Source organism: Yersinia sp. FDAARGOS_228, assembly GCF_002073315.2.
Lineage (GTDB): Bacteria > Pseudomonadota > Gammaproteobacteria > Enterobacterales > Enterobacteriaceae > Yersinia > Yersinia intermedia.
The window spans coordinates 4,323,905-4,349,373 of sequence record NZ_CP020409.2; the positions used below are offsets into that span (position 1 = coordinate 4,323,905).

Genomic DNA, 25,469 nt, shown 5'->3' on the forward strand with positions numbered 1-25,469 from the left:
CTCATCTGGCCTGCCCCACAAATCGTTGGCGTTGCAGCCACACTGCAACGCCAGGTTACCCAAGTGGGCTAACTGTCATAATTGCGGAACAGCGCCCTTCCCTGTAACAAACGCGCACCTAACCAACCGCCACACAGTGACAACAATAGCGCGCCAGCCAACGGCAACAGCCACCACATAACCCAATTAGGCTGCCATGGGAAATCAAACACTAAGCGCTGCAATGCCCACAGTGCCGCCTCTGCTCCGATGGCAGCAGCCAGCCCGGCAACCAATCCCAGTAAGGCAAACTCCCACCACAAAGTACCTCGCAGTAAGTGTTTACTTGCGCCTAGTGTCCGGTAAACCACCAGCTCCTGACGGCGCTGACGCATCCCTACTTGAACCTGCGCTAACAGCAACAAAGTGCCACAGATAATCACCAGTATTACCATCACTTCCAGTGCACGGCTCACCTGCTGCAACACCTGCCCGACCTGTTTAAGCATCGCGCCAATATCCAACAAACTGAGTGTTGGGAACTGCCGATTCAGTTGTGTCAGCACCTCCCCGTCTCCTTGATAGCGGAAACTGGTCAGCCAGGTTTGTGGCTGTTTATCCAATGCACCTGGCGGGAAGATAAAGTAAAAATTTGGCCGCAGGCTTTCCCAATCCACCTGACGAATACTGCTAACTTTGGCTTCGAATGACTGTGTATCACCGCTAAATGTCAGCTTATCGCCGATTTTAATCCCCAGCTTGTCAGCAATGCCTTGTTCCATCGACACTTCGTCGGCTTTAGGCGGCCATTGGCCGGCGGTCAAAATATTGTGCGCCGGTAAGTCTTGCTGCCAGGTCAGATTCAATTCACGGTTAACCGCTTCGCCACCGGGTTCATCTTCACGCACCCGCTCGGTGGCCAGTTGCTGGTTAATTTCAGATAACCGTACCCGCACGATAGGGTAGAACGTTGATGGCGTTATCTGATGTTGCGCCAGAAATTCAGTTACTTGTGGCACCTGTTGCGGTGTCATATTCAGCAAGAAGTAATTCGGGCTGTCTGGCGGCAATTGTTGCTGCCAACGATCCAACAGATCCCCACGCAGTACCAATAACAACGCTAACAGCATGAAGGATAATGAAAATGCCGCCAGTTGCGTTAATGTCATCCACGGTTGACGTAGCAAACGGTTGATTGCCAGCCGCAATGACAGACGGGTAACGGTCAGGCGGCGCAACAGTACCAAGCTGCCCCAGCCAATCACGCCCAGTAATAACGCCAATACCACCATGCCAGCCAGAATGGCCCACAATAACGCGTTTCCTCCCATCAGCAATGCCAATAGGCCAATCACGATAACCAGCATTGCAGGAATAAAGTAACGCAGCGGCCAAACATTCGCGGAAACATCACGGCGCAAAACCCGTAGCGGCTGGGTCGCTAGCAATTGCCGATAGGGGCGAACACCCACCAGCAACGAAATCAATACCAGCGAACCCATTGACCATACCCATGGCCATAAACCGGCTGCTGGCAATGCAGCCGGTAATACCGGTGACAATAAGCGAACTAAAACTTTCTCGAATAAGAGGCCAATCACACTGCCACACAGGCCTGCCAACACCAGTACTGACAACCACTGACCGATAATCAACCGCCGCAGCGCGCTGCGCCCTGCACCTAATGTTTTCAGGACCGCAACTAAATCATAGCGGCTGCGGCAATAGTGGCCCATCGCCACCGCAACGGCAGCAATCGAAAGTAGTAACGTCAATAGTGCCGATAACAGCAAGAACTGCTGCGCCCGTTGCAGCGATTTCCCCAGCGCACCACCTGACTCCTGCAAGCCGTACAAACGCTGCTCTGGTTTCAGTTGTGGCGTGAGCCAGTCACTAAATTGGGTGACGCCATCAGGCTGGCCGGCGAACATATAACGATAGGTCAGACGGCTACCCGGCTGAATCGCACCGGTCTTTTCCACGTCAGCCAGATTGATCAAAATACGCGGCGCGGTTTGGAATGGATTAAAGCCAGAATCAGGCTCCTGAATCACTTCACCAACAATTTTCAGTGAGGTATCACCGACATCCAGCATATCGCCGACCTTAACCCCAAGTAGCGACAACAGCCTTGGAGCCACCAACACCGTACCCGGTTCAAGCACCGCGCCAGCAGGCAGCGTATCTAATTTGCCATACAGCGGATAGGCTAAATCAGTGGCTTTCACATCAGCCAGTTGTGGGCGATCACCCGCGAAGGTCATGGTCATAAATGATAACTGGCGACTGACGGTCAACCCTTGCCGTTTAGCTTCCAGCAACCACGCGTCAGGAACCGGATGCGCCGCACTCAGCACCCGATCGCCGGCCAGAAAATCACGGCTTTGCTGACTCAGCCCTTTTTCCATACGGTCACTGATAGTACCCAGCGCCAGCACACAGGCCACCGCCAGCGTTAATGCCAGCCAGACAATTAACAGTGAGGGTGAGCGCCACTCACGCCAAAACCAGCGCCAAATCATACTTCCTCCCACAATTTGCCGTCCCGTAGCCGCAAGCGGCGCTGGCAACGCCCCGCCAGTTGTACATCGTGGGTAACCAGAATCAGTGTGGTGTCATAATCCCGATTGAGTGAAAACAACAAATCAGCAATTCTGTCACCGGTATGGCGGTCAAGATTACCGGTCGGCTCATCGGCAAATAACACTTTAGGCCGCCCACTAAAGGCCCGTGCCAATGCTACTCGCTGCTGCTCACCACCAGATAGCTGAGCGGGCAGATGATGAAGCCGTTTGCCCAACCCAAGTTGCTCTAATAACTCCACCGCATGGGCCTTACTATTGCGTTCGCTCTCTCCACGCAACAATGCAGGAAGCTGAACGTTCTCCAACGTATTGAGTGTGGGCACCAGCATAAATGACTGAAATACGAAGCCGACGTTTTTTGCGCGTAATTGCGCGCGCCCTTCTTCATCCATGGCGGTCAAAGACTGGCCGAGTAAACTCACCTCACCACTGCTGCCATCATCAAGCCCTGCCAGAATCCCCAGCAAAGTTGACTTACCGGAACCCGACTCACCAATCAGCGCAATTGTCTGCGCGGGTTTGACAACCAGCTCAACTCCGGTAAGGATGGAGAGCTGTTGCTCACCCTGGCCGACGTATTTATTAAGATGATGAACTTCAAGAACGTTTTCCGCTGGCATCTTCCCTTCCTTTTACTGTTGGGATTATTCAGTTTGCGAGCCGCCGCAACCGATACACTGTTAATTCTTGGCGATAGCTTAAGCGCCGGTTACCGCCTACCGATTGCCGAAGCATGGCCTTCACGGCTGGATAAAACATGGCAGGGAACACCGTCATTGCCGAAGGTAGTCAACGCCAGTATCAGTGGTGACACCGCCGCTCAAGGCCTGGCCCGCCTGCCCGCCTTGCTCAAACAACATCAGCCACGCTGGGTGCTGATAGAATTGGGTGCCAATGACGGACTGCGTGGTTTTCCAACGCAAGATATTCAACGGGACCTGACACAAATTATCAATCAGATATTGGAAGCGAAAGCCCAACCTTTATTGATGCAAATCCGCATTCCGCCTAACTATGGTCGCCGTTATACTGATGCTTTCACCGCGATGTATCCACAACTGGCACAGCAATTTAACATTCCATTGGTCCCTTTCTTTATGGAAGCTGTTGCTGTGAAACCGCAGTGGATGCAGGATGATGGCTTACACCCTAACGCAGCGGCCCAACCCTTCATCGCAGATTGGATGGCGCAACAACTCAAGCCGCTCGTTGCGATACATCAATAAAAGTAATATACGCTAAATAATTCAAGTTGCAGGAAGGCGGCAAGCGAGAAAATCACGCTGAGCTTACATCAGTAAGTGATTCAGGTGATTGAGCACAGCCAACGCACATACAGCTTGAAGTATGACGGTATAACATTTGTTCAAACAAATAGAACCACTCACTAGGTAAAGTTATGCAAAAAGCAGTCTTAATCACCGGTTGTTCCAGCGGCATTGGTCTGGTTGCGGCACAGGATTTGAAAAACAGGGGCTATCGCGTGCTGGCTGCCTGCCGTAAACCTGATGATGTGGCAAAGATGACACAATTGGGTCTGGAAGGTATTGAACTGGATTTGGATGACAGTGCCAGTGTGGAACGTGCTGCCGCGCAGGTTATCGAACTGACTGGCGGGCGCTTATACGGCCTGTTTAACAACGGTGGTTTCGGCCTGTATGGCCCGTTGCACACCATTTCACGCCAGCAGTTGGAAAAGCAGTTTTCCACCAATCTATTCGGCACCCACCAGCTCACGCAATTGCTGTTACCAGCAATGTTGCCCCACGGCGAAGGGCGTATAATTCAAACCAGTTCGGTGATGGGGTTGGTTTCTACGGCAGGTCGCGGCGCTTATGCTGCCAGCAAATATGCACTGGAAGCGTGGTCTGATGCACTACGGATGGAACTGCACGGCAGTGGTGTACATGTTTGTCTGATTGAACCCGGCCCGATCAGTACCCATTTTACACAGAACGTAAATCAGGCCGAGGCCGATAAACCGGTCAATAATCCTGGTATCGCAAAGCGCTTTACCCTGCCCCCGCAGGCTATACTACCGAAATTACGCCATGCGCTGGAAAGCCAGCGCCCACAATTGCGCTATCCTGTCACATTAGTGGCCCATGCTTTGACCATTCTGCGCCGCATCCTACCGGGGCGAATGTTAGATAAAGTCCTGCGCGGCAATGCTTAACTGACTATCCAAAAATAGTTGGGGTTGAAGCAACATAATCTGCCCCCATCTAGTGTTAAAACGGATGAGAGAAATAATTCATGCTAGCACCTACTACGATTGATATTACTGAAGCGAACCTACACCAGACCTTAGAACAATCCATGGCCGTGCCAGTATTGTTCTACTTTTGGTCCGAACGCAGCCAGCATTGCCTGCAACTGACGCCAGTGCTGGATAAACTGGCCGCAGAGTATGCTGGTCAATTTATTCTGGCTCGTGTCGACTGCGATGCAGAGCAGATGGTGGCATCACAGTTTGGTTTACGCTCAATTCCGGCGGTTTATCTGTTTAAAGACGGTCAACCGGTTGATGGCTTCCAAGGGCCACAACCAGAAGAGGTTATCCGCGAACTGTTGCAACGGGTACTGCCGAAACCTGAAGAGTTGAAAGTTGCCGAAGCCGTGCAATTGTTAAGTGAAGGCAACGTACAAGAAGCGCTGCCACTGTTGAAAGACGCCTGGGCGCTGAGTGGGCAAAACAGTGAAATTGGCCTGCAACTGGCTGAAGTACAAATCCAGTTGAACCGCAGTGAAGATGCTGAAGCGGTGCTGGCAACCATTCCACTGCAAGACCGTGATACCCGCTATCAAGGCCTGATTGCTCAGATTGAGTTACTCAAACAAGCGGCTGACACCCCAGAGATCCAACAGTTACAACAGCAACTGACTGAACAGCCTGACAACGTCGAACTAGCGGTTCAATTAGCGCTGCAACTGCATCAGGTTGGCCGCAATGAAGAAGCTTTAGAGTTGTTGCTGAGCCATCTGAAAAAAGATCTGGCTGCGGCCAATGGCACTGCACGTAAGACACTCATGGATATTCTGGCCGCATTAGGCACTGGCGATGCACTGGCAGCCAAATATCGCCGCCAACTTTATTCATTGCTGTACTGACCGCGAATTTTAATCGCCATGGCTTTTGGGGCGATCTCCTTATTTGCTGCTGCGCGGGATCATCTCGCGCAGTTTTACTCTGCGACAACCTTACTTTTCCTCATTTACATGCTTTTACCGGCCATTCGTTAGGCATTTAGCGCCCCGTCACGTAATATTAAGAAACAAATATTATTGCTGACAGGAAGTTAAATATGTTTACGGTCATCCCTGTTCTTATCGTTGTTGCACTGATTGTGGTGTTTTCCTCAATCAAAATCGTTCCACAAGGTTTTCAGTGGACTGTCGAGCGTTTTGGCCGTTATACCAAAACCCTGATGCCAGGCTTGAACATCGTTGTGCCATTTATGGATCGTGTTGGTCGTAAAATCAATATGATGGAACAAGTCTTGGATATCCCATCCCAAGAGATCATTTCCCGCGATAACGCCAACGTGGCGATTGATGCCGTCTGCTTTATCCAGGTTATTGACCCGGTAAAAGCAGCGTATGAAGTCAGCAATTTGGAATCGGCCATCATCAATTTGACCATGACCAACTTCCGTACTGTTTTAGGTTCCATGGAGCTGGATGAAATGTTGTCCCAACGTGACAACATCAACGGCCGCCTGCTGCATATTGTGGATGAAGCCACCAACCCGTGGGGCATTAAAGTTACCCGAATTGAAGTCCGTGACGTGCGCCCACCGGCTGAACTGATTTCTGCGATGAATGCTCAGATGAAAGCGGAACGTACTAAACGTGCTGATATTCTGGAAGCCGAAGGGGTTCGTCAGGCCGCAATTTTGCGTGCTGAAGGTGAGAAGCAATCACAGATTCTGAAAGCTGAAGGTGAGCGTCAATCCGCATTCTTGCAGGCAGAAGCCCGTGAGCGTGGCGCTGAAGCTGAAGCCCAAGCCACCCGAATGGTTTCTGAGGCTATTGCTGCCGGTGACATTCAAGCCATTAACTACTTTGTGGCACAGAAATATACCGACGCACTGCAACACATCGGCTCCGCTAATAACAGCAAAGTCATTATGATGCCGCTAGAAGCTAGCAGCCTGATGGGCGCTATCGGCGGGATTGCCGAACTGATTGGCGAGAGTAAAAACAGCCGAGGTAAATAACCATGCTGGAGGAAATTGCCGCGAATCCAAGTTGGTTTTGGCTATCTCTCGGCGGGCTGCTACTGGCCGCTGAGATGCTAGGTGCCAGTGGTTATATGCTGTGGAGCGGCGTTGCCGCCGTAGTCGTGGGCGCGTTAGTCTGGCTATTTCCCTTTAGCTGGGAGATGCAAGGCGTGCTATTTTCCGTCCTGACAGTGGTCGCTGCATTCCTGTGGTGGTACTGGCTGAGTAAACGCACCAAACCACAACCTGCGATGTTGAATCAACGTACTCATCAGTTATTGGGTACGCGGGCAACATTGACCGAACCGACCATTGATGGTTTTGGTCGCATGCGGGTTGGCGACAGTAGCTGGCGTATTTATTGCGCGACCGAGCTTAGTATTGGTACCGAAGTTGAAGTGATATTAGTGGAAGGCAATACCTTGCATGTCCGCGCCATCCATCACTGATACCTATATCATCATAAGTAGCATATTGACCGGCAGGCCGTCAGTTGAGCGGCCTGTCAGTTAACTAACTGTCTCTTGTTTACTCACAACCTTCCGTTTAATGACAACGTTCTTCTTATTATCAACAGCCTGCTTATCTGCCGAGTGGCAACATCCCGACAGATTATTGATAATCGGGCAATCAGCGCCATCATCCCCAGGGCACTCATCTGCCAGTGCTAGCAAGCGCAAGCGCATCTGATTAAGATCATCAATATGTTGCTCAATTTCCGCTACCTTTAGCAGCGTCGCCGCTTTCACATCCGCGCTGTGGCGGGCCGGATTATGAAATAATGCCAGTAGCTCACGGCATTCATCCAGTGTAAAACCAACCTGTCGCGCCTGACGTAGCAGTGTTAACTCTTCAATGTGTTTGGCACTGTAACTGCGATAACCGTTATCTGTGCGGATCGGCGGCGTTACCAGTTTTTTTTCTTCGTAGAAACGAATGGCTTTGCTGGTTAAGCCGGTTTTTTTTGCGACATCGCTTATGTTCATATTTCCCCTTGACCTTCCCCTTGCTGGAAGGTTTAACCTCCATAATTAGTGAAAATAACGATGTCAGTCAAGCGGAATAAAATCTGTACAGCGTAAAGTTGCGGAGCAGTCCATTATCACCGCAGATAAGCGATGTGACTGGGATTACCAACTAAACTTATCCCGACGAAATTAACGGATAAGTGGTTACTCGATAAGGGGTTAATTATGTTGCAAACCACAGTCTTGGCCTTGCATGGCCTTTCCTGTATGAATTGTGCCAAACGAGTGAAAACTGCGTTAGAAAGCCGTGAAGATATTCATCATGCTGAAGTCGATGTCAACTACGCCAAAGTGACCGGTGAAGCCGATATCAATACGTTGATTGATACCGTCAAGCAAGCCGGTTATCAGGCAGAAGAAGCCCAAACACCCGATACACAATTACAGCTCTCAGGCTTAAGTTGCGGTCATTGTACTGAAGCTACACGCAAAGCGCTGGAAGCCGTTCCCGGTGTGATTGCGGCCGTGGTAAGTGTGGATAGCGCTAAAGTGTATGGCAAAGCAGATCCACAGGTGCTAATTAGCGCAGTGGAACAGGCGGGTTATCACGCCGCACTGCCAGGTGCCCTATCCCCAAAAACTGAGCCGCTGACTCACTCAGCCCCATCTCAGCCGGAATATCAGGCAGCGGCCTCTTCAACCATTCCGGCAGTAACAAATGATACTAATGCTAAACCAACCACAGTGGCGGATATCGATAGCGTCCAGTTATTACTAACCGGAATGAGCTGTGCCAGTTGCGTATCCAAAGTACAACATGCTCTGGAAGGGGTTGATGGGGTTGAGGTTGCGCGCGTCAATTTGGCGGAACGTAGCGCGTTAGTCACCGGTACCCCAAGTAATGACGCCTTAATCGCAGCCGTCAAAAATGCCGGTTATGGCGCGGAAATTATTGAAGACGAAGGCGAGCGCCGCGCACGTCAGCAACAGATGTCCCAAGCCAGTATGAAACGCTTCCAATGGCAAGCAGCGCTGGGCCTGCTGTTGGGTATCCCACTGATGGGATGGGGGTTATTTGGCGGCAGTATGACGCTAACCCCCGAAACCCAGACACCGTGGCTTATTGTCGGGGTTATTACTCTGCTGGTGATGATATTTGCAGGTGGACATTTTTATCGCAACGCCTGGGTCAGCCTGAAAAATGGCAGTGCCACCATGGATACCTTAGTGGCGCTAGGTACTGGGGCGGCGTGGCTTTATTCCATCACGGTGAATATCTGGCCAGATGTTTTCCCGATGGAAGCGCGCCATCTTTATTACGAAGCCAGTGCCATGATCATCGGTTTGATTAACCTTGGTCATGCGATGGAACAACGTGCCAGACAGCGCTCATCCAATGCGTTGGAGCGATTGCTGGATCTGGCACCACCAACAGCACGATGGGTGTCTGACGAAGGCGAGCAAGTGATCCCTTTGGCTGAGGTCCAATTGGGCATGACTTTGCGCCTGACTACCGGTGACCGTGTACCGGTTGATGGTGAAATTGTGCAAGGCGAAGTGTGGATGGACGAAGCCATGCTGACCGGCGAACCTATCCCTCAACAAAAATCAGCAGGTGATGTGGTACATGCGGGTACCCAAGTACAGGATGGGTCAGTACTGTTCCGCGCCAATGCCATTGGTAGCCAAACCACACTGGCGCGTATCATCAAACTGGTTCGTCAGGCGCAAAGCAGTAAACCAGAAATCGGCAAATTGGCGGACCGAATATCTGCGGTATTTGTACCAACCGTGGTGGCAATTGCTGTTATCGCCGGGCTGATTTGGTATTTCCTCGGGCCACAACCTCAGTTGGTGTACACCCTGGTGGTCGCCACCACGGTGCTCATTATTGCTTGTCCCTGCGCGCTGGGGCTGGCGACGCCGATGTCTATCATTTCTGGCGTCGGGCGGGCGGCCGAGTTTGGTGTTTTGGTTCGTGATGCCGATGCGTTGCAGCAAGCCAGTAATCTCGATACGTTGGTGTTCGACAAAACTGGCACGCTAACGGAAGGTCACCCGCAAGTGGTGGCAATTCATACCTTTAACGGTGTCAGCGAACAACAAGCGCTGGAATGGGCCGCAGCACTAGAAACTGGCTCTAATCACCCATTGGCTCGCGCTATTTTGCAACGTGCCGAAGGGCTGACGCTGGCTACAGTTAGTCAGTTCCGCACCTTACGCGGCTTGGGTGTCAGTGGTGAAGTTGACGGCATTCCGCTGTTGCTAGGGAACAACCGTCTGCTGGAGGAGCAGAGCATTGATACCCGTGAGTTGCAATCGCTCATGCAGCAGCAAGCCGAAAGTGGTGCCACTCCGGTTATCCTCACCGCGATGGGTAAACCCGCGGCATTGCTGTCGATCCGCGACCCACTGCGCAGCGACAGTGTCAGCGCGCTGCAACGATTGCATAAGCTGGGATATAGCCTGGTGATGTTAACCGGTGATAACCCTATTACCGCCAATGCCATTGCCAAAGAAGCCGGTATTGATCAGGTGATCGCGGGTGTGTTGCCGGAGGGTAAAGCTGAGGCTATCAAGCAACTGCAAGCCGCCGGGCACAAAGTGGCCATGATTGGCGATGGTATCAATGATGCCCCCGCACTGGCACAAGCTGATGTTGGAATTGCCATGGGCGGTGGTAGTGATATCGCAATTGAAACTGCGGCTATCACGTTGATGCGCCACAGCCTGCATGGGGTGGCGGATGCTGTTGAACTTTCCAAAGCAACATTGCGTAATATGAAGCAAAACCTATTGGGTGCTTTTTTCTACAACGCATTGGGTATTCCGATTGCAGCGGGTATTCTGTTCCCGTTCACCGGAACATTACTTAGCCCGGTGGTAGCTGGAGCGGCTATGGCGCTGTCATCCATTACCGTGGTCAGCAACGCTAACCGTTTGCTGCGCTTTAAACCGAAGCAATAAGCGCGCCCAATAGACTCAAAGTCATTGGCGTTGCAGGTAGGCCCACGGATGGGCCAAGTAACTAACGCAGCTAACAACCCTGCGGCTTCAAGTACAAAGAGTATAACCTAATGGCGCACAATACTTTCATGTGCGCCATTTAGCGTTTAGCATGTTAAAAAATGCTAAAAAGGGAACCCCATGGATATGGGCCAATTATTACGCCGCATTGCAAAATTTCTCGGTATCCTGACACCGGCGACCTACCCTTATCCGGCGTTGGATATCACCTTACCCGGCGAACGCCACTTCCATATGGTTGGCAGCATTCATATGGGGACCGAGGGCATGTTCCCCCTCCCCCACGAGTTGCTGAATAAATTGAATCAGGCTGATGCTCTTATCGTCGAAGCGGATATCACCGATGCCTCCTCACCTTTTGGTAACGATACCCTTAGCGAACCATTAATCGATAGATTACCTGAGGAGCCATATCAGCAATTGCTACAGCGCTGCGAAGAGCTGAGCACGGATCCGCACACGATGGCCTTTCTACCGGCATGGCAGGTTGCCTTGATGCTACAGGCTCGCCAGGCTCAACGCTTGGGGTTGCGCGGGGAGTACGGCATCGATTATCAATTATTGAAAGCGGCGGCAGCGCAACAAAAAAGAGTTATTGAGCTGGAAGGAACACAAATGCAGCTCGATTTACTGGAGACATTACCTGATAACGGAATGTCTTTGCTGCTTGATACACTAACCCATTGGCACACCAACGCACGCCTGCTGCAAACCATGATTGGCTGGTGGCTGGAGCATCACCCAGCCAATAACCTAACTACACTGGCGCCAACCTTTAGCCAAAACCTATACGACGTACTGATGATTCAACGAAATAAACGCTGGCAACAGCAGCTCGAACAGTTACCCACCGGGCGTTATGTGGTTGCAGTAGGTGCACTGCATCTGTATGGCGAGGGCAATCTTCCTGATTTGTTGCAACCCGGCGTACAGTAATCACAAATAAAAGTAAAAAAAAGGCCGATATCGCTATCGGCCAGTCAAAGAGGAATTTTCATTATTTTAGTTATTAAGCGCCCACACCCCTTGCGGATAATATGAGCTGCAGGTACAGGGTAGCAACCTCACGATTAGATTAGCAACTTACATTCATCATGACTCAAGCAACTCATAATAATGACCTTGATTTTATTAGGTTAATTTTTAACCCTACCGCAATAATTGGGTGTAGGATAATCCACTGGAATGAATTTTCATTTTTAATTGGACGTTTATTATGACCCCCGCAGTCGTTTTGCTGGAAAAACAAAAAGTTCCGTTCACATTGCACGCTTATCACCATGACGCAGCAGAAACTAACTTTGGCGATGAAGCCGTTAAAAAGTTGGGGCTTAATGCCGATCAGGTTTATAAAACCTTGCTGGTCGCCTTAAATGGTGACGCCAAAAATCTGGCGGTTGCCGTTACCCCCGTCGCCACTCAGCTTGATCTGAAAAAGGTGGCTCGTGCTTTAGGTGCCAAAAAGGCGGAGATGGCTGACCCACAATTGGCGCAGCGCACCACCGGTTATTTAGTCGGTGGTATCAGTCCATTAGGGCAGAAAAAGCGCTTGCCAACAGTGATCGATAGCCCGGCACAGACGTATGCCACTATATTTGTTTCCGGCGGCAAGCGGGGTTTAGATATTGAATTGGCAGCAGCAGATTTATGCCAGTTGCTGCAAGGCAGCTTTGCCGATATTGCCAAACGGGATTAGTTGATTTATTGCATGACAGACCCGTAGCGCGCTGCACACATATCGCGCGCAAAGCACCAGAAGCCTCCACTGCCAAATGGAGGCTTCCAGCTTCACGCCTTACTTATAAACAATCTCACCTTTCGGCTGATACTGACTGGCATCCAGTGGAGAGTGCTTTTCAATATACTGCTTTAGTACTTCAGCATCGATAAAACCAGTGTTCACATAGCCCGGTAGGGTATCGATTTTCGGGTAGCCATCGCCGCCTAATGCATTAAAATTCAGAGTCGCCAGACGATACATTTTATTCGGATCTAATGGCTTGCCCTGTATTTTCACGTCACTGACGCCATTGCCATCAGCGACCAAGCTGACATTAGCAAATTGTGCATAAGCGCCTGAATCGACTTTTTTATTCGCCACCACGGCCAGATACTTCTCGATCTCACTGCCTTTCATATCGGCGTAAACTAACGTATTACCAAATGGCTGGACCTTAAGCACATTTTTATACGTGATATCACCGGCGTCGATAGAGTCACGCACCCCACCACCACTCATCACGGCGAAGTCGGCACCGGCTCGTTCCATTTGCGCGGCCAGTAACACCCGCGCCAGATTGGTCTGCTCAAAACGAACCTTGCTGCGATCACCTTCTAACTTGCCATTGACGCTGCCGACTTTAATATCCAACTGCGCCTTACCTTGCTCTTCGAAAGGCGTAAGTAGCTTCAGCATCGATGGATCTTGCGCGATCTCTTGGGTATAAAAGACCCGCTCACTGGTACCATCAGCCTTCTCAACTTTTTTCTTTAAATTGATGGGGATTAACTGATAACTCACCAGTTTCAATTCACCATTACGGAATTTAAAATCGGCACGACCAACATATTTACCCCACTCATGAGCTTGAACAATCCAGGTTCCGTTCTGGCGATCAGGAGCACAAGGTGTACCGGGAACATAATCAGCCTGCTTATGGTTCTCACTGGCCATACAAACCGGATCTTGCGAGTGACCACCCACTATCATATCTAAATAGCCCGCCGGAAGGCTGCGTGCCATCTCTACATCACCCGGAGCATTCGAACCATGCCTACCATCATCGTAATGCCCCATATGGGTAGCGGCGATGATAATGTCAGGCTTATCGGTCTTTCGCAGTTGATCGACGACTTGCTTTGCTTCAACGGCCGGGACATGGAATTCAATATCGGTGAAATATTCGGGATTCCCGATCTTGGCAGTATCATCAGTCGTTAAACCAATTACCGCAATTTTCACACCTTGCTTATCAAACAAGGCATAAGGCTTAAATAAGCGCTGTTGCGTGCTTTTCTGGTAAATATTGGCCGATAACAGCGGGAAGGTTGCCCACTTCTCTTGTTGGCGCAGCACACTTAGTGGGTTATCAAATTCGTGATTGCCAATGGCCATCGCGTCATAACCAACCAGATTCATCCCCCGAAAATCAGGTTCCGCATCTTGCAAATCAGATTCAGGCACACCGGTATTGATATCCCCGCCTGACAGCAGTAGCAGGCTTCCGCCTTCGGCTGCAACTTGTTTGCGAATATTATCGACGACCGTTTTCTGCGCCGCTAAACCATACTCACCATGATCGTTTTGCCAGAAGTGCCCATGGTGATCATTAGTGTGCAATATAGTGATATCGTAAGTTTTATCTTTTTCCCAGGCAGCAGCCCATCCAGGGGCGAACGCTAGCGACACAGCCAAGGCACATGCTGTGGTCGGTAATGAAAAACGCATGGCAAATCTCCATGTAGTCGTTAAAAACCGGCCCGATGAATACCGGCTTAATGAGTGAAAATAGTGTAATGCATATCAATAACACGATAAATCAAGACCATACCGTGACATAACTCGCATTGTAATGTGACGATGTATATATGAATTTCATAACTTTGGAATATATATCAAATTATGTCAGATGTAGTAAAAATCATTCGATCTGCATAATATGTATTCGTTACCAGCATATTATTAACAGTGAAAATTATTAGGCGAATACTCACTATGACCGATCGTTCTGAGACTGGATTCCAACCATCCACTACTGCCGCTGTAAAACGTACATCCTTCTCTATACTGGGTGCTATTAGCGTATCTCATCTGCTCAACGATATGATTCAATCGCTGATTCTGGCGATTTATCCTTTATTACAAGCCGAGTTTTCACTGAGTTTTGCTCAGATAGGGCTAATCACGCTGACTTACCAGCTTACCGCATCACTACTACAGCCCTTGATAGGGCTTTATACCGATAAACACCCCCAACCCTACTCTTTACCGATTGGTATGGGTTTTACCTTATCAGGTATATTGCTGCTGGCAGTGGCAACCACTTTCCCAGTGGTTTTATTGGCAGCAGCGCTGGTTGGCACCGGTTCATCGGTATTTCACCCTGAATCATCACGGGTAGCACGCATGGCATCCGGCGGTCGCCATGGTCTGGCCCAGTCCGTTTTCCAAGTTGGCGGCAACTTCGGCAGTGCTCTCGGCCCACTATTAGCTGCAATCCTTATTGCTCCTTACGGTAAAGGCAATGTTGGCTGGTTCTCCCTCGCGGCATTACTGGCCATTGTGGTGCTACTGCAAGTCAGCAAGTGGTATCAGCAGCAGCAAAAAATGACACATGGCAAAATCGTAAAAGTCTCATCAGCAAAAGTACTCCCTAAAAAGACGGTGATTAGCACATTAGTAATCTTGATGGTGCTGATATTCTCTAAATACTTCTACTTGACCAGCATTAGCAGCTATTACACCTTTTATCTGATGCATAAGTTTGGTGTTTCAGTGCAAAACGCCCAGATACATCTATTTGTCTTCTTATTCGCCGTAGCTGCTGGCACCATCATTGGCGGCCCTCTGGGTGATCGGATAGGGCGAAAATATGTTATTTGGGGGTCAATCTTGGGTGTAGCCCCCTTTACCCTTATTTTACCCTATGCTTCCTTGTATTGGACTGGGGTTTTAACCGTGATCATTGGCGTTATCCTCGCATCAGCCTTCTCTGCAATATTGGTGTATGCACAGGAGTTAATCCCTGGAAAAGTGGGGATGGTATCCGGCTTATTCTTCGGTTTTGCTTTCGGTATGGGCGGATTAGGTGCGGCAGTACTAGGATATGTTGCTGATTTAACCAGTATTGAGCTAGTTTACCAAATATGTGCATTCCTACCATTACTGGGGATATTTACGGCCTTACTGCCTAATATAGAAGATAAGTAATAGTAACAGCCTTATAATCCCGACTGAGAGCGTTACTTTAGTCGGGAGAGTTCCCTGTGTAATCTTGATGAAAACCGCAAATCCCCCATAAATAACCACTTCAGACAATTTCCATGCCAAACCAGACTTTTATCGATAAAAAATGAATTTTATCGCGCATTGATCGCATAAATACAATAAACTGGTGGCATTGTTGTGAAATGCTTGCTGCTCCGCATATAACCAATGTTCATTCAAAAGGCGGCAAGCCAGTGACAAATTTGTTGGGAGTAGATTTAAACGCTACTTGCAGCGGCCTTGCAAAGATCGGCCGAGTAACGAACGTAGCCAACACACCTGCAATTTGAAAGATGGCAGGTATAACAAGAAGGAGTCTGGATGCACCACTCAACACCCTTAATCACCACGATCGTCGGAGGCCTTGTTCTCGCCTTCCTCTTGGGCTCTCTGGCCCACCGCCTGCGCATCTCACCACTGGTGGGGTATCTTGCCGCAGGGGTGCTTGCCGGGCCATTCACGCCGGGGTTTGTTGCTGATACTTCATTAGCACCCGAACTGGCTGAAATTGGTGTTATTTTGTTGATGTTTGGTGTCGGACTTCATTTCTCGCTTAAAGACCTCCTCGCAGTAAAAGCTATCGCAATTCCCGGAGCCGTGGCACAAATAGCCGTCGCCACTCTACTTGGTATGGGCTTATCTCATTTATTAGGTTGGGATCTGGTCACCGGATTGGTCTTTGGGTTATGTCTATCAACCGCCAGTACTGTGGTATTACTGCGTGCACTGGAAGAACGGCAACTGATTGATAGTCAGCGAGGGCAGATTGCTATCGGTTGGCTGATTGTCGAAGATTTAGCAATGGTACTGACATTAGTATTATTGCCCGCGTTTGCCGGAGTCATGGGCAACGAAACCACCAGTTTGAGCCAATTATTTACAGAGTTAGCCATTACTATTGGTAAAGTGATCGCGTTCATAACCCTAATGATTGTAGTCGGCCGCCGGTTGGTGCCCTGGATACTGGCTAAAACAGCCAGTACCGGTTCACGAGAACTCTTTACGCTGGCAGTCTTGGTGTTGGCGCTTGGAATAGCCTACGGCGCTGTAGGGCTGTTTGACGTATCATTTGCTCTCGGTGCATTCTTCGCTGGAATGGTATTAAATGAATCGGAGCTGAGCCACCGTGCCGCGCAAGATACCTTGCCGCTGCGTGATGCCTTTGCCGTACTGTTCTTTGTTTCAGTCGGCATGTTATTCGATCCGATGATTTTGCTGCGAGAACCATTAGCGGTGTTAGCGTCCTTGGCCATTATTATCTTTGGTAAATCAGCGGCTGCTTTCATACTGGTGCGGTTGTTTGGTCACTCAAAACGTACGGCTCTCACCATTTCCGTCAGTTTGGCACAAATCGGGGAGTTCGCCTTTATCCTGGCAGGGCTGGGTATTTCTCTTGGTTTAATGTCTGAACATGGCCGTAATCTGGTGCTGGCGGGGGCGATTCTTTCTATTATGCTCAACCCGTTACTTTTCACCTTGCTGGATCGCTATTTAGCCAAGAATGAAACGATGGAAGATCTGATACTGGAAGAGGCAGTAGAGGAGGAAAAACAGATCCCTGTCGACTTATGCAACCATGCATTATTGGTGGGATATGGCCGGGTAGGTAGCTTATTAGGGGCAAAACTTAACGCAGAGGGCATCCCGCTGGTCGTCGTAGAAAATTCACGCCCGCGTGTAGAAGCCTTACGTGAACAAGGTATTAATGCGGTATTAGGTAATGCTGCAAGCGCAGATATTATGTCATTGGCGCGTCTGGATTGTGCCCGCTGGCTCCTATTAACAATTCCAAATGGCTACGAAGCCGGTGAAATTGTCGCATCAGCCAGAATTAAGCGGCCAGATCTTGAGATAATCGCCCGCGCCCATTATGACGATGAAGTGGTTTATATCTCAGACCGCGGCGCTAACCAGGTTGTTATGGGAGAACGTGAAATCGCTAACAGCATGCTTAATATGCTAAAAATAGAAACGCTGACCGAAGAAGATAAAATGCCAGTTTGCCCGATTTAAAAACATATCTGTGTTTATAACTGAAGTTTTATACTCTAAATAATGCAAGTTGCGGGAAGGCAGCTACAAGCAAATCCCCAGGAGCTTACACGAGTAAGTGACTGAGGTGACAAATCTGCCGGGAGCAGATTTGAACGCCGCTTGCAGCGGCCTCGCCTTGCGAGGCCCAAGGATGGGCCGAGTAATAAGAGCAGCCAACGCGCATGCAACTTGAAGTATGACGGGTATCTTACCGCTCCCAGTACGACTCTTCTAAACTATCTTCCCGTTCAGGCAAGCCACGTGTTAAACGCGGCGAATGCTGGTTTAATACCTGATAACTGACCCGATTAGCATACTTGCACACTTGTGCCAACGAAGAGTAGCTAAGGTAACTTCGCACATGTTTGCTAGAGTTCGGAACGTTATTACGATGATAACCATTAGCCGCAATATCATGCAGCACAGCGGACAATGCACCATCCCCTGCCCCGTTGGTATTCATTATTTTCTCAGGCCCGCCCATATAAGGCGCAATGTGAGAATAGATACGTAATGGATGATCACAATGCTCTTGGCGCATTGCCCGGCTAAATTCATACAGGTTAAATTCTGCGATAGCGCCAGGTAATAATGGATGCTGTGTTTGGCGCTTATTCGCCTCTTCAGTATATCCTGCCATATAAAGCCCATTCGGGCCGGCAGTACAAAGCACTAAATCCACCCAATTCAATGCCATATCAGAAGCCATCAACGGATCATTCAGGCCAGTAAGTTCATAAGCCTCATCTTCATTCATCGCCAATATAGAGACGTGCTCGCTGAGAAAATCACGCCACCACTGCGGATTATCTGCAATAACATATTTCGTCCCTAGGGTCATCACGACGGGAACATCATGTTTCTTCGCATAACTGATAGCCTGCATTGTAGCCGCCGGCATAGGTTCATCTGGCTTACAACGCACCAGATAAGCAGTCAGCACCAAAGCAGAAGCTCCCGCAATCACATCTTCAGGAATACTTTCAGGGCGTAGCTGATTCATTTGCCCCGGACTTATCGCAAAAGTCCGCTCACCATTATCGCTAATCAAGGTAAAACAGCGACCAATAGCGCCATCAACTGCCTGCAAATAATTCAGATCGGTGCGACTTGAGGTATTACACAGATAACGATAGGCATAACTGCCAATTTTAATATTGCTACACATGGTGCCCAACAGGATGGAACGATCATCAGCAAGGACAGAATAGTTGTGCAACGTATTACCAATAGTTCCGCCAGCGAACTCATGAGTAATCAACCCATTAGCGGTTAGTTCCTGATAAAGGTTTTCAGCGATATCATCTTCAATCACTAAAGAGTGCCCTTGGCTCAGACCATAACGGGCAATAAATCCCTCATCAACCTTGGCTTCAATATCAACCAACGTCTGGTCAATACCAACGATATAAGAGGTGCTCACTTCATTTTCTGTTTGCGCCGGTTGCAATAAAGGGTCACGGGCATTAACCGGAAAATAGTGCTTAGATTTGCGTTTACCAGGAAATTTCATTGTTTTGAGTAAAAAATTGAAATGGGAAGATAAAAAAATGAGGCCAGAGATAAAATCTCTGGCACACATAAGTAGTAATACCAAAATAGTCCGTTACAGTAAGCATAATAGACACCGAAATATTAGGCACTCATATGAGAAAATTAGTATTTTTATAACACGACAGTTCTTTATCTGGGCATAATAAATTTATTTTTTGGGTGGTTCTAATCTAGAATTATGGCGCTCAAGAACAAAAAACCGCATCAATACAAATGCAATAGAACCAATTAAACCAATGAAACCAAATAAAATAATTGTCAATAAACCTTTTCTACTATTTTGAAGTATTGGTTCAGATGGGACACTCTGCTGTAGAGGATCCGATGGCTCCTGCAAGTAATTAAATGTCGGGACATCTATAACAACAGGTTGTAATGCAGTTATTTTATTCAGGTAGAGCTTTTTATTCAATAAATCTGCATTAACACTTGTGAGATCAGTTATAGACTTCTCAATTTCTAACTGCCTATTTAATGCATCATAACCCATGGATATTGGATAATTATTACTACTAGCAGAAATATCAAATGCACCAATAGCTGGCTTCTGCAAACCAGCCGCTTTAGCTATCGAAGCTGCGTATTCTAATCTCTGGATTCTGATTTTATGTTCATTCTCAACCTGTTGTAAAGCTAAATTATATTCTTCAGAGGCTATCTTTTTAGCTGTATCTATGGTGAATTTAATTTGGTCATTAACATTATCATTAACTTTCCTGTTAATATAATTAATATAACCTGAGAAAATATCATTTAAACCATATTCTAAATTAGAACTATAAGTAAGAATGTAATTATCCCTAACACCACTATCCGATTTTATATTCTGGCCTTTAACCCCAGCAAAATTATTAGCGTTAATTTTCTCTTCCGACATATATTTACTCAACATATCTTTAGAAGAGTAGTATGTCCTGAAATCCATGAACAGGTCATCTGCGGTAATATTCAAATCAATATTAAGCACTGATAATGATGACTCAACAGATTCAAGCGGTTGCATCTTACCATCAGAAGTAACTGATACTATTGCATAACTAGTCCATTCTTTTGGAGAAAAAAATGCAATCCCTCCTCCCACAAGAGTAAATATAGCGAGTACGATAACGATCAACTTGGATGATCTAAATATTATTGAAATTATCTCTATAAGGTCTACTTCTTCTTTATTTGAAGGCAATATATACTTTCCAAACGGGGATGGTTTTTTATCATTACCCTGTGATCTATCACTCATCAATTTTACCCATACTAATTAAATTAAGAAAAATATTGTAAATAATAACTAACAGTTATAACCATTAGGATTCATTTTTTGCCATTTCCAAGCGTCCTGAAGCATATCAACTAAAGTTCTTTTTGCATACCAGCCTAACTCCCGACGCGCTAGTTCGGGACTAGCCCAGCACTCGGCAATATCACCAGGACGACGAGAAACAATCTCAAAAGGGATTTTTATGTTCGTAATATTCTCAAATTCTTTGATGATATGTAAAACAGAATAACCAACTCCCGTGCCTAAATTATAGGTCCGATATCCAGGAGATAAATGGTTTAAAGTACTTAAATGTCCTTCAGCAAGATCCATAACATGAATATAATCCCTAACACCAGAACCATCCGGTGTATTATAATCATTGCCATATACAGCAAGCGTAGCTAATTTACCAATAGCAACTTGGGTAATAAAAGGTAATAAATTATTCGGTTTTCCATTAGGATCTTCACCAATCAAACCCGAGGAGTGAGCACCGACTGGATTAAAATAGCGTAAGGATACAATTGAAAAGTCAGGATGAGCTTGGGAGAAATCTTGCAGTATTTTCTCAACCATTACTTTTGAAGAGCCATATGGATTAGTTGTTCCACCAACCTTAGCATTCTCCGTTAATGGAACAAATTCCGGCTCTCCATATACAGTCGCCGAGGAACTAAAGATTAGTTTTGTTACATTAGCAGCATGCATTTCTTCAAGTAAAACTATGGAGCCAATGACATTATTCTGATAATACTCAATAGGTTTACTAACGGACTCGCCTACCGACTTCAATCCAGCAAAATGGATGACAGAATCAATTTCATAATTTAATAAAATACGTTTAACGCAAGCTCTATCAAGTATGTCACCTTGATAAAAAATAGGTTTTCGCCCACAAATTTTGGACACACGTGATAATGACTCAACTGATGAATTAACTAAATTATCAAGAACCACAACATTTTCCCCTTGCTCTAATAATTTGAGCACTGTATGGGAACCTATGTATCCTGCACCACCAGTAACTAGTATAGTCATATATTTTCCATTTCACACACTCTATCAATTGTACATAAGATAGATAAAATTAATAACAGTCACTCTCTTAATATTCTTAAAATACTGGAAGTCTCTTCTTTCATTAACTGTTCATCATGTTTTGATTCAACATTTAATCGCACAACAGACTCTGTGTTTGAACTGCGTAAATTAAAACGCCATTCAGCAAACTCCATACTAACCCCATCAGTTTCATCAATATTCATAGCCCTAGCTTCATATGTAGCACGAACTCGAGCTATCGCAGATATTGGATCTCTTAGTTGGGAATTTATCTCTCCCGATGCAGGGTAGGCTAGCATGCGCTCTTTTACTAATTGTTCCAGACTTTTCCCCTTGACGGATATAATTTCCGAAATGAGTAACCATGGAATCATACCTGAATCACAATAAGCAAAATCACGGAAATAATGATGAGCACTCATTTCACCACCATAAACCGCATCTTCTTTTCGCATACGTTCTTTGATAAATGCGTGACCAGTTTTAGACATTATAGGTCTTCCACCGAAAGAGTTTACGATATCTATCGTATTCCAGGTTAAGCGGGGATCATGAATTATCTTGCTAGACGATTGTTTTTGAAGAAAAAATTCAGCCAAAAGACCTACAATATAATATCCTTCAATAAAATCTCCGTTATGACTAAAAAAGAAACAACGGTCAAAATCACCATCAAAAGCAATCCCCATATCTGCACCATAAGCTAACACCGCATCCGTAGTATCCTGCCGACATTCGGGTAATAATGGATTAGGTATACCATGAGGGAAAGTACCATCTGGTTCATTATGGATTTTAATCAGAGTAACCGGGATATCTAAAGCAGAAAATTGCTTTTCAAGTGCATCAATTACATGTCCTGCCGCACCATTCCCGCTATTAATAACTAATTTCAGCGGCTTAAGTAACGATGGATTTATATATCCGATTAAGTGCTCAATATAGTCATCAATAATAGATACTCTTTCATAACTGCCTTTTTTTGAAGGATCTGTTGCAGAAAATTCATTTATTTCTGCTAAACGCTGAATATCTCGCAAACCAGTATCCCCACTAATAGGGCATGCATTTTTACGGACCAGTTTCATGCCATTATAATCAATTGGATTATGACTAGCAGTTACCTCTACTCCACCATCAACATCCAGATGAAAAGTAGAGAAATATATCTCTTCAGTACCAGATAAACCAATATCTAACACATCAACACCTGCATCCTGTAGCCCCCGAGAAAGTGCTAATTTAAGACTCTCACTGGTTAATCTGACATCGCCGCCGACCACTACTTTCTTAGGTTTTTCAAACTCACCATATGCTCGGCCTATTCTGTAAGCAATATCTTCATTTAACTCATCACCTAATCGGCCACGAATATCGTAGGCTTTAAAACAACTTAATTTACTCATAATTTTCTAGCTCTATATTTTATGCTCAATTCGAACAATATCATCTTCTTCTAAGTAGCTTCCAGTGCGAACTTCTATTATCTCCAAAGGAAGTTTTCCTGGATTCTCAATAGAGTGGGCCACCCCAACAGCAATATAGGTAGATTCGTTCTCTGTTACTAAATAACTTTCGCTATCTCTGTACACTTTAGCCGTCCCAGAGACGACAACCCAATGTTCAGCACGATGATGATGAATTTGAGTTGCAGTGCGCTGCCCTGGCTTGATTGTCACATGCTGCACATGATATCGGGTGCCTTCAGCAATTGCGTCATGTGACCCCCATGGTCGATAGATTTCCCGATGCTGTAGATATTCAGATCGTAAACCAAGCTTTAGTTGCTCAACGATCTCTTTGACGCTTTGCACTTTATTTTTATCAGCGACCAATAAAGCATCTTTAGTTTCAACAATGATTAGATCATTAATTCCAACAGTGGCTACTAATCTATTCTGAGAATAGATATAACTATTATTTGTATCTTCCGTTAGCACGTCGCCGCGAACAACATTGCCATGACCATCTTTATCATTGATTTCCCAGAGCGCTGACCAACAGCCTACATCACTCCATTGTGCATTCATAGGAACCACTACCGCATCGCTTGTTTTTTCCATTACTGCATAATCAATGGACTCCTCGGGGCAGTTACAGAATGCAGCCTCATCGAGGCGAATAAAATCTAGATCCTTGTGTTGTCCCGCAATAGCATTTTTGCAGGCTTCAAAAATATCTGGTCGATGCTTTTCCAACTCTTGCAAATAACGAGATGCTTTGAACACAAACATCCCACTATTCCAATAATAATCACCAGACACTAAATATTGCTCTGCTTTAGTTAAATCAGGTTTTTCTACAAAAGCATCTACCTGAAAAGCATCATCCCCAATCTGTTTACCCTGCCGAATATAACCATATCCCGTTTCAGGTGTATTAGGGACTATTCCGAAAGTGACCAATTTACCCATTTCAGCAAGAGGCTCAGCTCGCTGGACAGCACGAATGAATGCAGGGTTATCCTGTATCACATGATCAGCTGCTAATACCAACAAGATCGGGTCTTCACCAGTTAATGTAGCAAGCAATGCCGCCAATGCAATTGCAGGAGCAGTATTACGTCCTACAGGTTCCAACACAATGCCACTATATAATAGATTTTGCTGCCGAAGTTGCTCAGCAATAATAAACCTATGCTCTTCATTACATATCACTAATGGTGAAAGATGGGGTAGATTCTGTAATCTCAATAAGGTTTCTTGGAGCATCGTTAATTCTGACGTAAGTGCCAAGAATTGCTTAGGATAGTGTGTCCGAGATAAAGGCCATAAACGACTGCCAGCTCCCCCAGCCATAATTACAGGTAATAGCATAAGTAGTTACTTCCTAAAATTGTCCTGATTATCCAAGAACCACTGATAGGTCATCTTTAACCCTTTATCCAAGGAAATCTGATACTGCCAGCCTAGTTTTTTCAAACGACTCACATCCATAAGCTTACGAGGTGCACCATCGGGTTTACTTGAATCAAAAGTCAGTTTACCGTAAAAGCCAACTACGTTAGCAATCGTTTCAGCTAATTCACGAATAGTACAATCAACACCAGTTCCAACATTAATATGAGATAACATGGGCTGAGTATTGGTTGTATAGACATCATCTGCCAGCTCCATCACATGTATGCTGGCTGCTGCCATATCATCTACATGCAAGAACTCACGCATCGGTTTACCAGTTCCCCAAACAATTATTTCGTTGTCATTACGCATTTTTGCTTCATGAAACCGGCGTAGTAATGCAGGAATAACATGTGAGTTCTCAGAATGGAAATTGTCATTTTCACCATAGAGATTAGTTGGCATAACACTACGGTAATCACGGTTGTATTGCCGATTGTATGATTCACACAATTTAATACCGGCTATCTTAGAGATTGCATAAGGTTCATTGGTAGGTTCCAATACACCAGTAAGTAACGCAGACTCTTTCATAGGCTGTTCTGCCATTTTTGGATAAATACATGACGAACCTAAAAGGAGTAATTTTTGTATACCCACCGAATGAGCAGTATGGATAATATTGCACTCAATTATTAAGTTTTCATAAATAAATTCAGCAGGATAATTATTATTAGCTTGAATTCCACCTACTTTTGCGGCAGCTAGATAAACTTCATCAATAGCCTCTGCAATGAAAAACTCCTGTACATCTGATTGAGACATTAAATCCAATTCAGTACGTGGCTTAAGCACCAATTCAATATCTCTACGGTCTTTCAGCTGACGGACAATAGCCGACCCAACCATACCACGATGGCCAGCCACAAATACGCGCTTCATAACCATTCTT

The 25,469-nt window shown here is 46.6% G+C and carries 20 protein-coding genes; 10 read left to right on the plus strand and 10 right to left on the minus strand.

Going from position 1 to position 25,469, the window contains the following annotated elements; genetic code table 11:
- Nucleotides 1-68: 68 nt before the first annotated feature.
- Nucleotides 69-2,501: a putative ABC transporter permease subunit YbbP gene (gene ybbP / locus A6J67_RS20340; protein ID WP_050297441.1), complete on the minus strand. Its 2,433-nt coding sequence runs from the start codon at nucleotides 2,499-2,501 to the stop codon at nucleotides 69-71.
- The gene (gene ybbA / locus A6J67_RS20345; protein ID WP_005182403.1) at nucleotides 2,498-3,184 is read right to left on the minus strand and encodes a putative ABC transporter ATP-binding protein YbbA; all 687 of its coding nucleotides are present in this window, start codon (nucleotides 3,182-3,184) and stop codon (nucleotides 2,498-2,500) included. The genes ybbP and ybbA overlap by 4 nt, the downstream gene beginning before the upstream one ends.
- Between ybbA and tesA the strand changes: the two genes are divergently transcribed.
- The 5 genes from tesA to A6J67_RS20370 all read left to right on the plus strand — a co-directional run bounded on the left by tesA (nucleotide 3,155) and on the right by A6J67_RS20370 (nucleotide 7,236).
- The gene (gene tesA / locus A6J67_RS20350) at nucleotides 3,155-3,790 is read left to right on the plus strand and encodes a multifunctional acyl-CoA thioesterase I/protease I/lysophospholipase L1 (RefSeq protein ID WP_032905627.1); all 636 of its coding nucleotides are present in this window, start codon (nucleotides 3,155-3,157) and stop codon (nucleotides 3,788-3,790) included. The genes ybbA and tesA overlap by 30 nt on opposite strands.
- Nucleotides 3,791-3,963: 173 nt before the next feature.
- Nucleotides 3,964-4,740, plus strand: a complete 777-nt coding sequence (locus A6J67_RS20355) for an SDR family oxidoreductase (RefSeq protein WP_050297440.1) — start codon at nucleotides 3,964-3,966, stop codon at nucleotides 4,738-4,740.
- 80 nt (nucleotides 4,741-4,820) lie between these two features.
- Nucleotides 4,821-5,675 (plus strand): co-chaperone YbbN, encoded by an 855-nt coding sequence (locus tag A6J67_RS20360; RefSeq protein ID WP_032905626.1) that lies wholly within the window; start codon nucleotides 4,821-4,823, stop codon nucleotides 5,673-5,675.
- A 194-nt stretch (nucleotides 5,676-5,869) separates the two neighbouring features.
- Entirely contained in the window at nucleotides 5,870-6,784 is a 915-nt protein-coding gene (locus A6J67_RS20365) for an SPFH domain-containing protein (protein WP_004704953.1), read from the plus strand.
- Nucleotides 6,785-6,786: 2 nt separating this feature from the next.
- Nucleotides 6,787-7,236, plus strand: a complete 450-nt coding sequence (locus tag A6J67_RS20370) for an NfeD family protein (RefSeq protein ID WP_005182387.1) — start codon at nucleotides 6,787-6,789, stop codon at nucleotides 7,234-7,236.
- Between the two features lie 60 nt (nucleotides 7,237-7,296).
- On the opposite strand, the gene cueR is transcribed toward A6J67_RS20370, so the two are convergent.
- On the minus strand, nucleotides 7,297-7,773 hold the full coding sequence (cueR, locus tag A6J67_RS20375) for a Cu(I)-responsive transcriptional regulator (RefSeq protein WP_042569304.1): 477 nt from the start codon (nucleotides 7,771-7,773) through the stop codon (nucleotides 7,297-7,299).
- A 207-nt stretch (nucleotides 7,774-7,980) separates the two neighbouring features.
- Between cueR and copA the strand changes: the two genes are divergently transcribed.
- From copA to ybaK, 3 genes are all read left to right on the plus strand, one after another.
- On the plus strand, nucleotides 7,981-10,722 hold the full coding sequence (copA, locus tag A6J67_RS20380; protein ID WP_050073410.1) for a copper-exporting P-type ATPase CopA: 2,742 nt from the start codon (nucleotides 7,981-7,983) through the stop codon (nucleotides 10,720-10,722).
- 186 nt (nucleotides 10,723-10,908) lie between these two features.
- Nucleotides 10,909-11,718 (plus strand): TraB/GumN family protein, encoded by an 810-nt coding sequence (locus A6J67_RS20385; RefSeq protein ID WP_032905741.1) that lies wholly within the window; start codon nucleotides 10,909-10,911, stop codon nucleotides 11,716-11,718.
- Between the two features lie 280 nt (nucleotides 11,719-11,998).
- Complete coding sequence (ybaK, locus tag A6J67_RS20390; protein ID WP_005182371.1) at nucleotides 11,999-12,478, plus strand: Cys-tRNA(Pro)/Cys-tRNA(Cys) deacylase YbaK; 480 nt, start codon at nucleotides 11,999-12,001, stop codon at nucleotides 12,476-12,478.
- Nucleotides 12,479-12,577: 99 nt separating this feature from the next.
- Here ybaK and ushA read toward each other — a convergent pair whose 3' ends face one another.
- Nucleotides 12,578-14,230 (minus strand): bifunctional UDP-sugar hydrolase/5'-nucleotidase UshA, encoded by a 1,653-nt coding sequence (ushA, locus tag A6J67_RS20395; protein WP_050297439.1) that lies wholly within the window; start codon nucleotides 14,228-14,230, stop codon nucleotides 12,578-12,580.
- A gap of 267 nt (nucleotides 14,231-14,497) precedes the next feature.
- Between ushA and A6J67_RS20400 the strand changes: the two genes are divergently transcribed.
- Together A6J67_RS20400 and ybaL are read left to right on the plus strand one after the other, a co-directional pair.
- Nucleotides 14,498-15,712, plus strand: a complete 1,215-nt coding sequence (locus tag A6J67_RS20400; RefSeq protein ID WP_042569301.1) for an MFS transporter — start codon at nucleotides 14,498-14,500, stop codon at nucleotides 15,710-15,712.
- Nucleotides 15,713-16,090: 378 nt separating this feature from the next.
- Nucleotides 16,091-17,782 carry a YbaL family putative K(+) efflux transporter gene (ybaL, locus tag A6J67_RS20405; RefSeq protein WP_042569300.1) on the plus strand — a complete coding sequence of 564 codons (1,692 nt, stop codon included), beginning with the start codon at nucleotides 16,091-16,093 and terminating at the stop codon, nucleotides 17,780-17,782.
- Between the two features lie 229 nt (nucleotides 17,783-18,011).
- Here the strand turns inward: ybaL and A6J67_RS20410 are convergent, their stop codons facing one another.
- From A6J67_RS20410 to fcl, 6 genes are all read right to left on the minus strand, one after another.
- On the minus strand, nucleotides 18,012-19,316 hold the full coding sequence (locus A6J67_RS20410) for an inosine/guanosine kinase (protein ID WP_005182364.1): 1,305 nt from the start codon (nucleotides 19,314-19,316) through the stop codon (nucleotides 18,012-18,014).
- A 189-nt stretch (nucleotides 19,317-19,505) separates the two neighbouring features.
- Nucleotides 19,506-20,594, minus strand: a complete 1,089-nt coding sequence (locus A6J67_RS20415) for a Wzz/FepE/Etk N-terminal domain-containing protein (RefSeq protein WP_050297438.1) — start codon at nucleotides 20,592-20,594, stop codon at nucleotides 19,506-19,508.
- A 48-nt stretch (nucleotides 20,595-20,642) separates the two neighbouring features.
- Nucleotides 20,643-21,653, minus strand: a complete 1,011-nt coding sequence (gene galE, locus A6J67_RS20420) for a UDP-glucose 4-epimerase GalE (protein WP_050297437.1) — start codon at nucleotides 21,651-21,653, stop codon at nucleotides 20,643-20,645.
- Between the two features lie 59 nt (nucleotides 21,654-21,712).
- Complete coding sequence (cpsG, locus tag A6J67_RS20425; protein WP_050297436.1) at nucleotides 21,713-23,083, minus strand: phosphomannomutase CpsG; 1,371 nt, start codon at nucleotides 23,081-23,083, stop codon at nucleotides 21,713-21,715.
- A 12-nt stretch (nucleotides 23,084-23,095) separates the two neighbouring features.
- A complete protein-coding gene (locus A6J67_RS20430; protein WP_050297435.1) occupies nucleotides 23,096-24,493 on the minus strand; it encodes a mannose-1-phosphate guanylyltransferase/mannose-6-phosphate isomerase in 1,398 nt (465 codons plus the stop codon).
- Between the two features lie 6 nt (nucleotides 24,494-24,499).
- Nucleotides 24,500-25,465 (minus strand): GDP-L-fucose synthase, encoded by a 966-nt coding sequence (gene fcl, locus A6J67_RS20435; RefSeq protein ID WP_050297434.1) that lies wholly within the window; start codon nucleotides 25,463-25,465, stop codon nucleotides 24,500-24,502.
- Nucleotides 25,466-25,469: the final 4 nt, after the last annotated feature.

Coding starts and splice junctions, on each gene's coding strand:
- ybbP (WP_050297441.1), bottom strand. CDS start 2,501: ATGATTTGGCGCTGGTTTTGGCGTGAGTGGCGCTCACCCTCACTGTTA.
- tesA (WP_032905627.1), top strand. CDS start 3,155: ATGAACTTCAAGAACGTTTTCCGCTGGCATCTTCCCTTCCTTTTACTG.
- ybbA (WP_005182403.1), bottom strand. CDS start 3,184: ATGCCAGCGGAAAACGTTCTTGAAGTTCATCATCTTAATAAATACGTC.
- A6J67_RS20355 (WP_050297440.1), top strand. CDS start 3,964: ATGCAAAAAGCAGTCTTAATCACCGGTTGTTCCAGCGGCATTGGTCTG.
- A6J67_RS20360 (WP_032905626.1), top strand. CDS start 4,821: ATGCTAGCACCTACTACGATTGATATTACTGAAGCGAACCTACACCAG.
- A6J67_RS20365 (WP_004704953.1), top strand. CDS start 5,870: ATGTTTACGGTCATCCCTGTTCTTATCGTTGTTGCACTGATTGTGGTG.
- A6J67_RS20370 (WP_005182387.1), top strand. CDS start 6,787: ATGCTGGAGGAAATTGCCGCGAATCCAAGTTGGTTTTGGCTATCTCTC.
- cueR (WP_042569304.1), bottom strand. CDS start 7,773: ATGAACATAAGCGATGTCGCAAAAAAAACCGGCTTAACCAGCAAAGCC.
- copA (WP_050073410.1), top strand. CDS start 7,981: ATGTTGCAAACCACAGTCTTGGCCTTGCATGGCCTTTCCTGTATGAAT.
- A6J67_RS20385 (WP_032905741.1), top strand. CDS start 10,909: ATGGGCCAATTATTACGCCGCATTGCAAAATTTCTCGGTATCCTGACA.
- ybaK (WP_005182371.1), top strand. CDS start 11,999: ATGACCCCCGCAGTCGTTTTGCTGGAAAAACAAAAAGTTCCGTTCACA.
- ushA (WP_050297439.1), bottom strand. CDS start 14,230: ATGCGTTTTTCATTACCGACCACAGCATGTGCCTTGGCTGTGTCGCTA.
- A6J67_RS20400 (WP_042569301.1), top strand. CDS start 14,498: ATGACCGATCGTTCTGAGACTGGATTCCAACCATCCACTACTGCCGCT.
- ybaL (WP_042569300.1), top strand. CDS start 16,091: ATGCACCACTCAACACCCTTAATCACCACGATCGTCGGAGGCCTTGTT.
- A6J67_RS20410 (WP_005182364.1), bottom strand. CDS start 19,316: ATGAAATTTCCTGGTAAACGCAAATCTAAGCACTATTTTCCGGTTAAT.
- A6J67_RS20415 (WP_050297438.1), bottom strand. CDS start 20,594: ATGAGTGATAGATCACAGGGTAATGATAAAAAACCATCCCCGTTTGGA.
- galE (WP_050297437.1), bottom strand. CDS start 21,653: ATGACTATACTAGTTACTGGTGGTGCAGGATACATAGGTTCCCATACA.
- cpsG (WP_050297436.1), bottom strand. CDS start 23,083: ATGAGTAAATTAAGTTGTTTTAAAGCCTACGATATTCGTGGCCGATTA.
- A6J67_RS20430 (WP_050297435.1), bottom strand. CDS start 24,493: ATGCTATTACCTGTAATTATGGCTGGGGGAGCTGGCAGTCGTTTATGG.
- fcl (WP_050297434.1), bottom strand. CDS start 25,465: ATGGTTATGAAGCGCGTATTTGTGGCTGGCCATCGTGGTATGGTTGGG.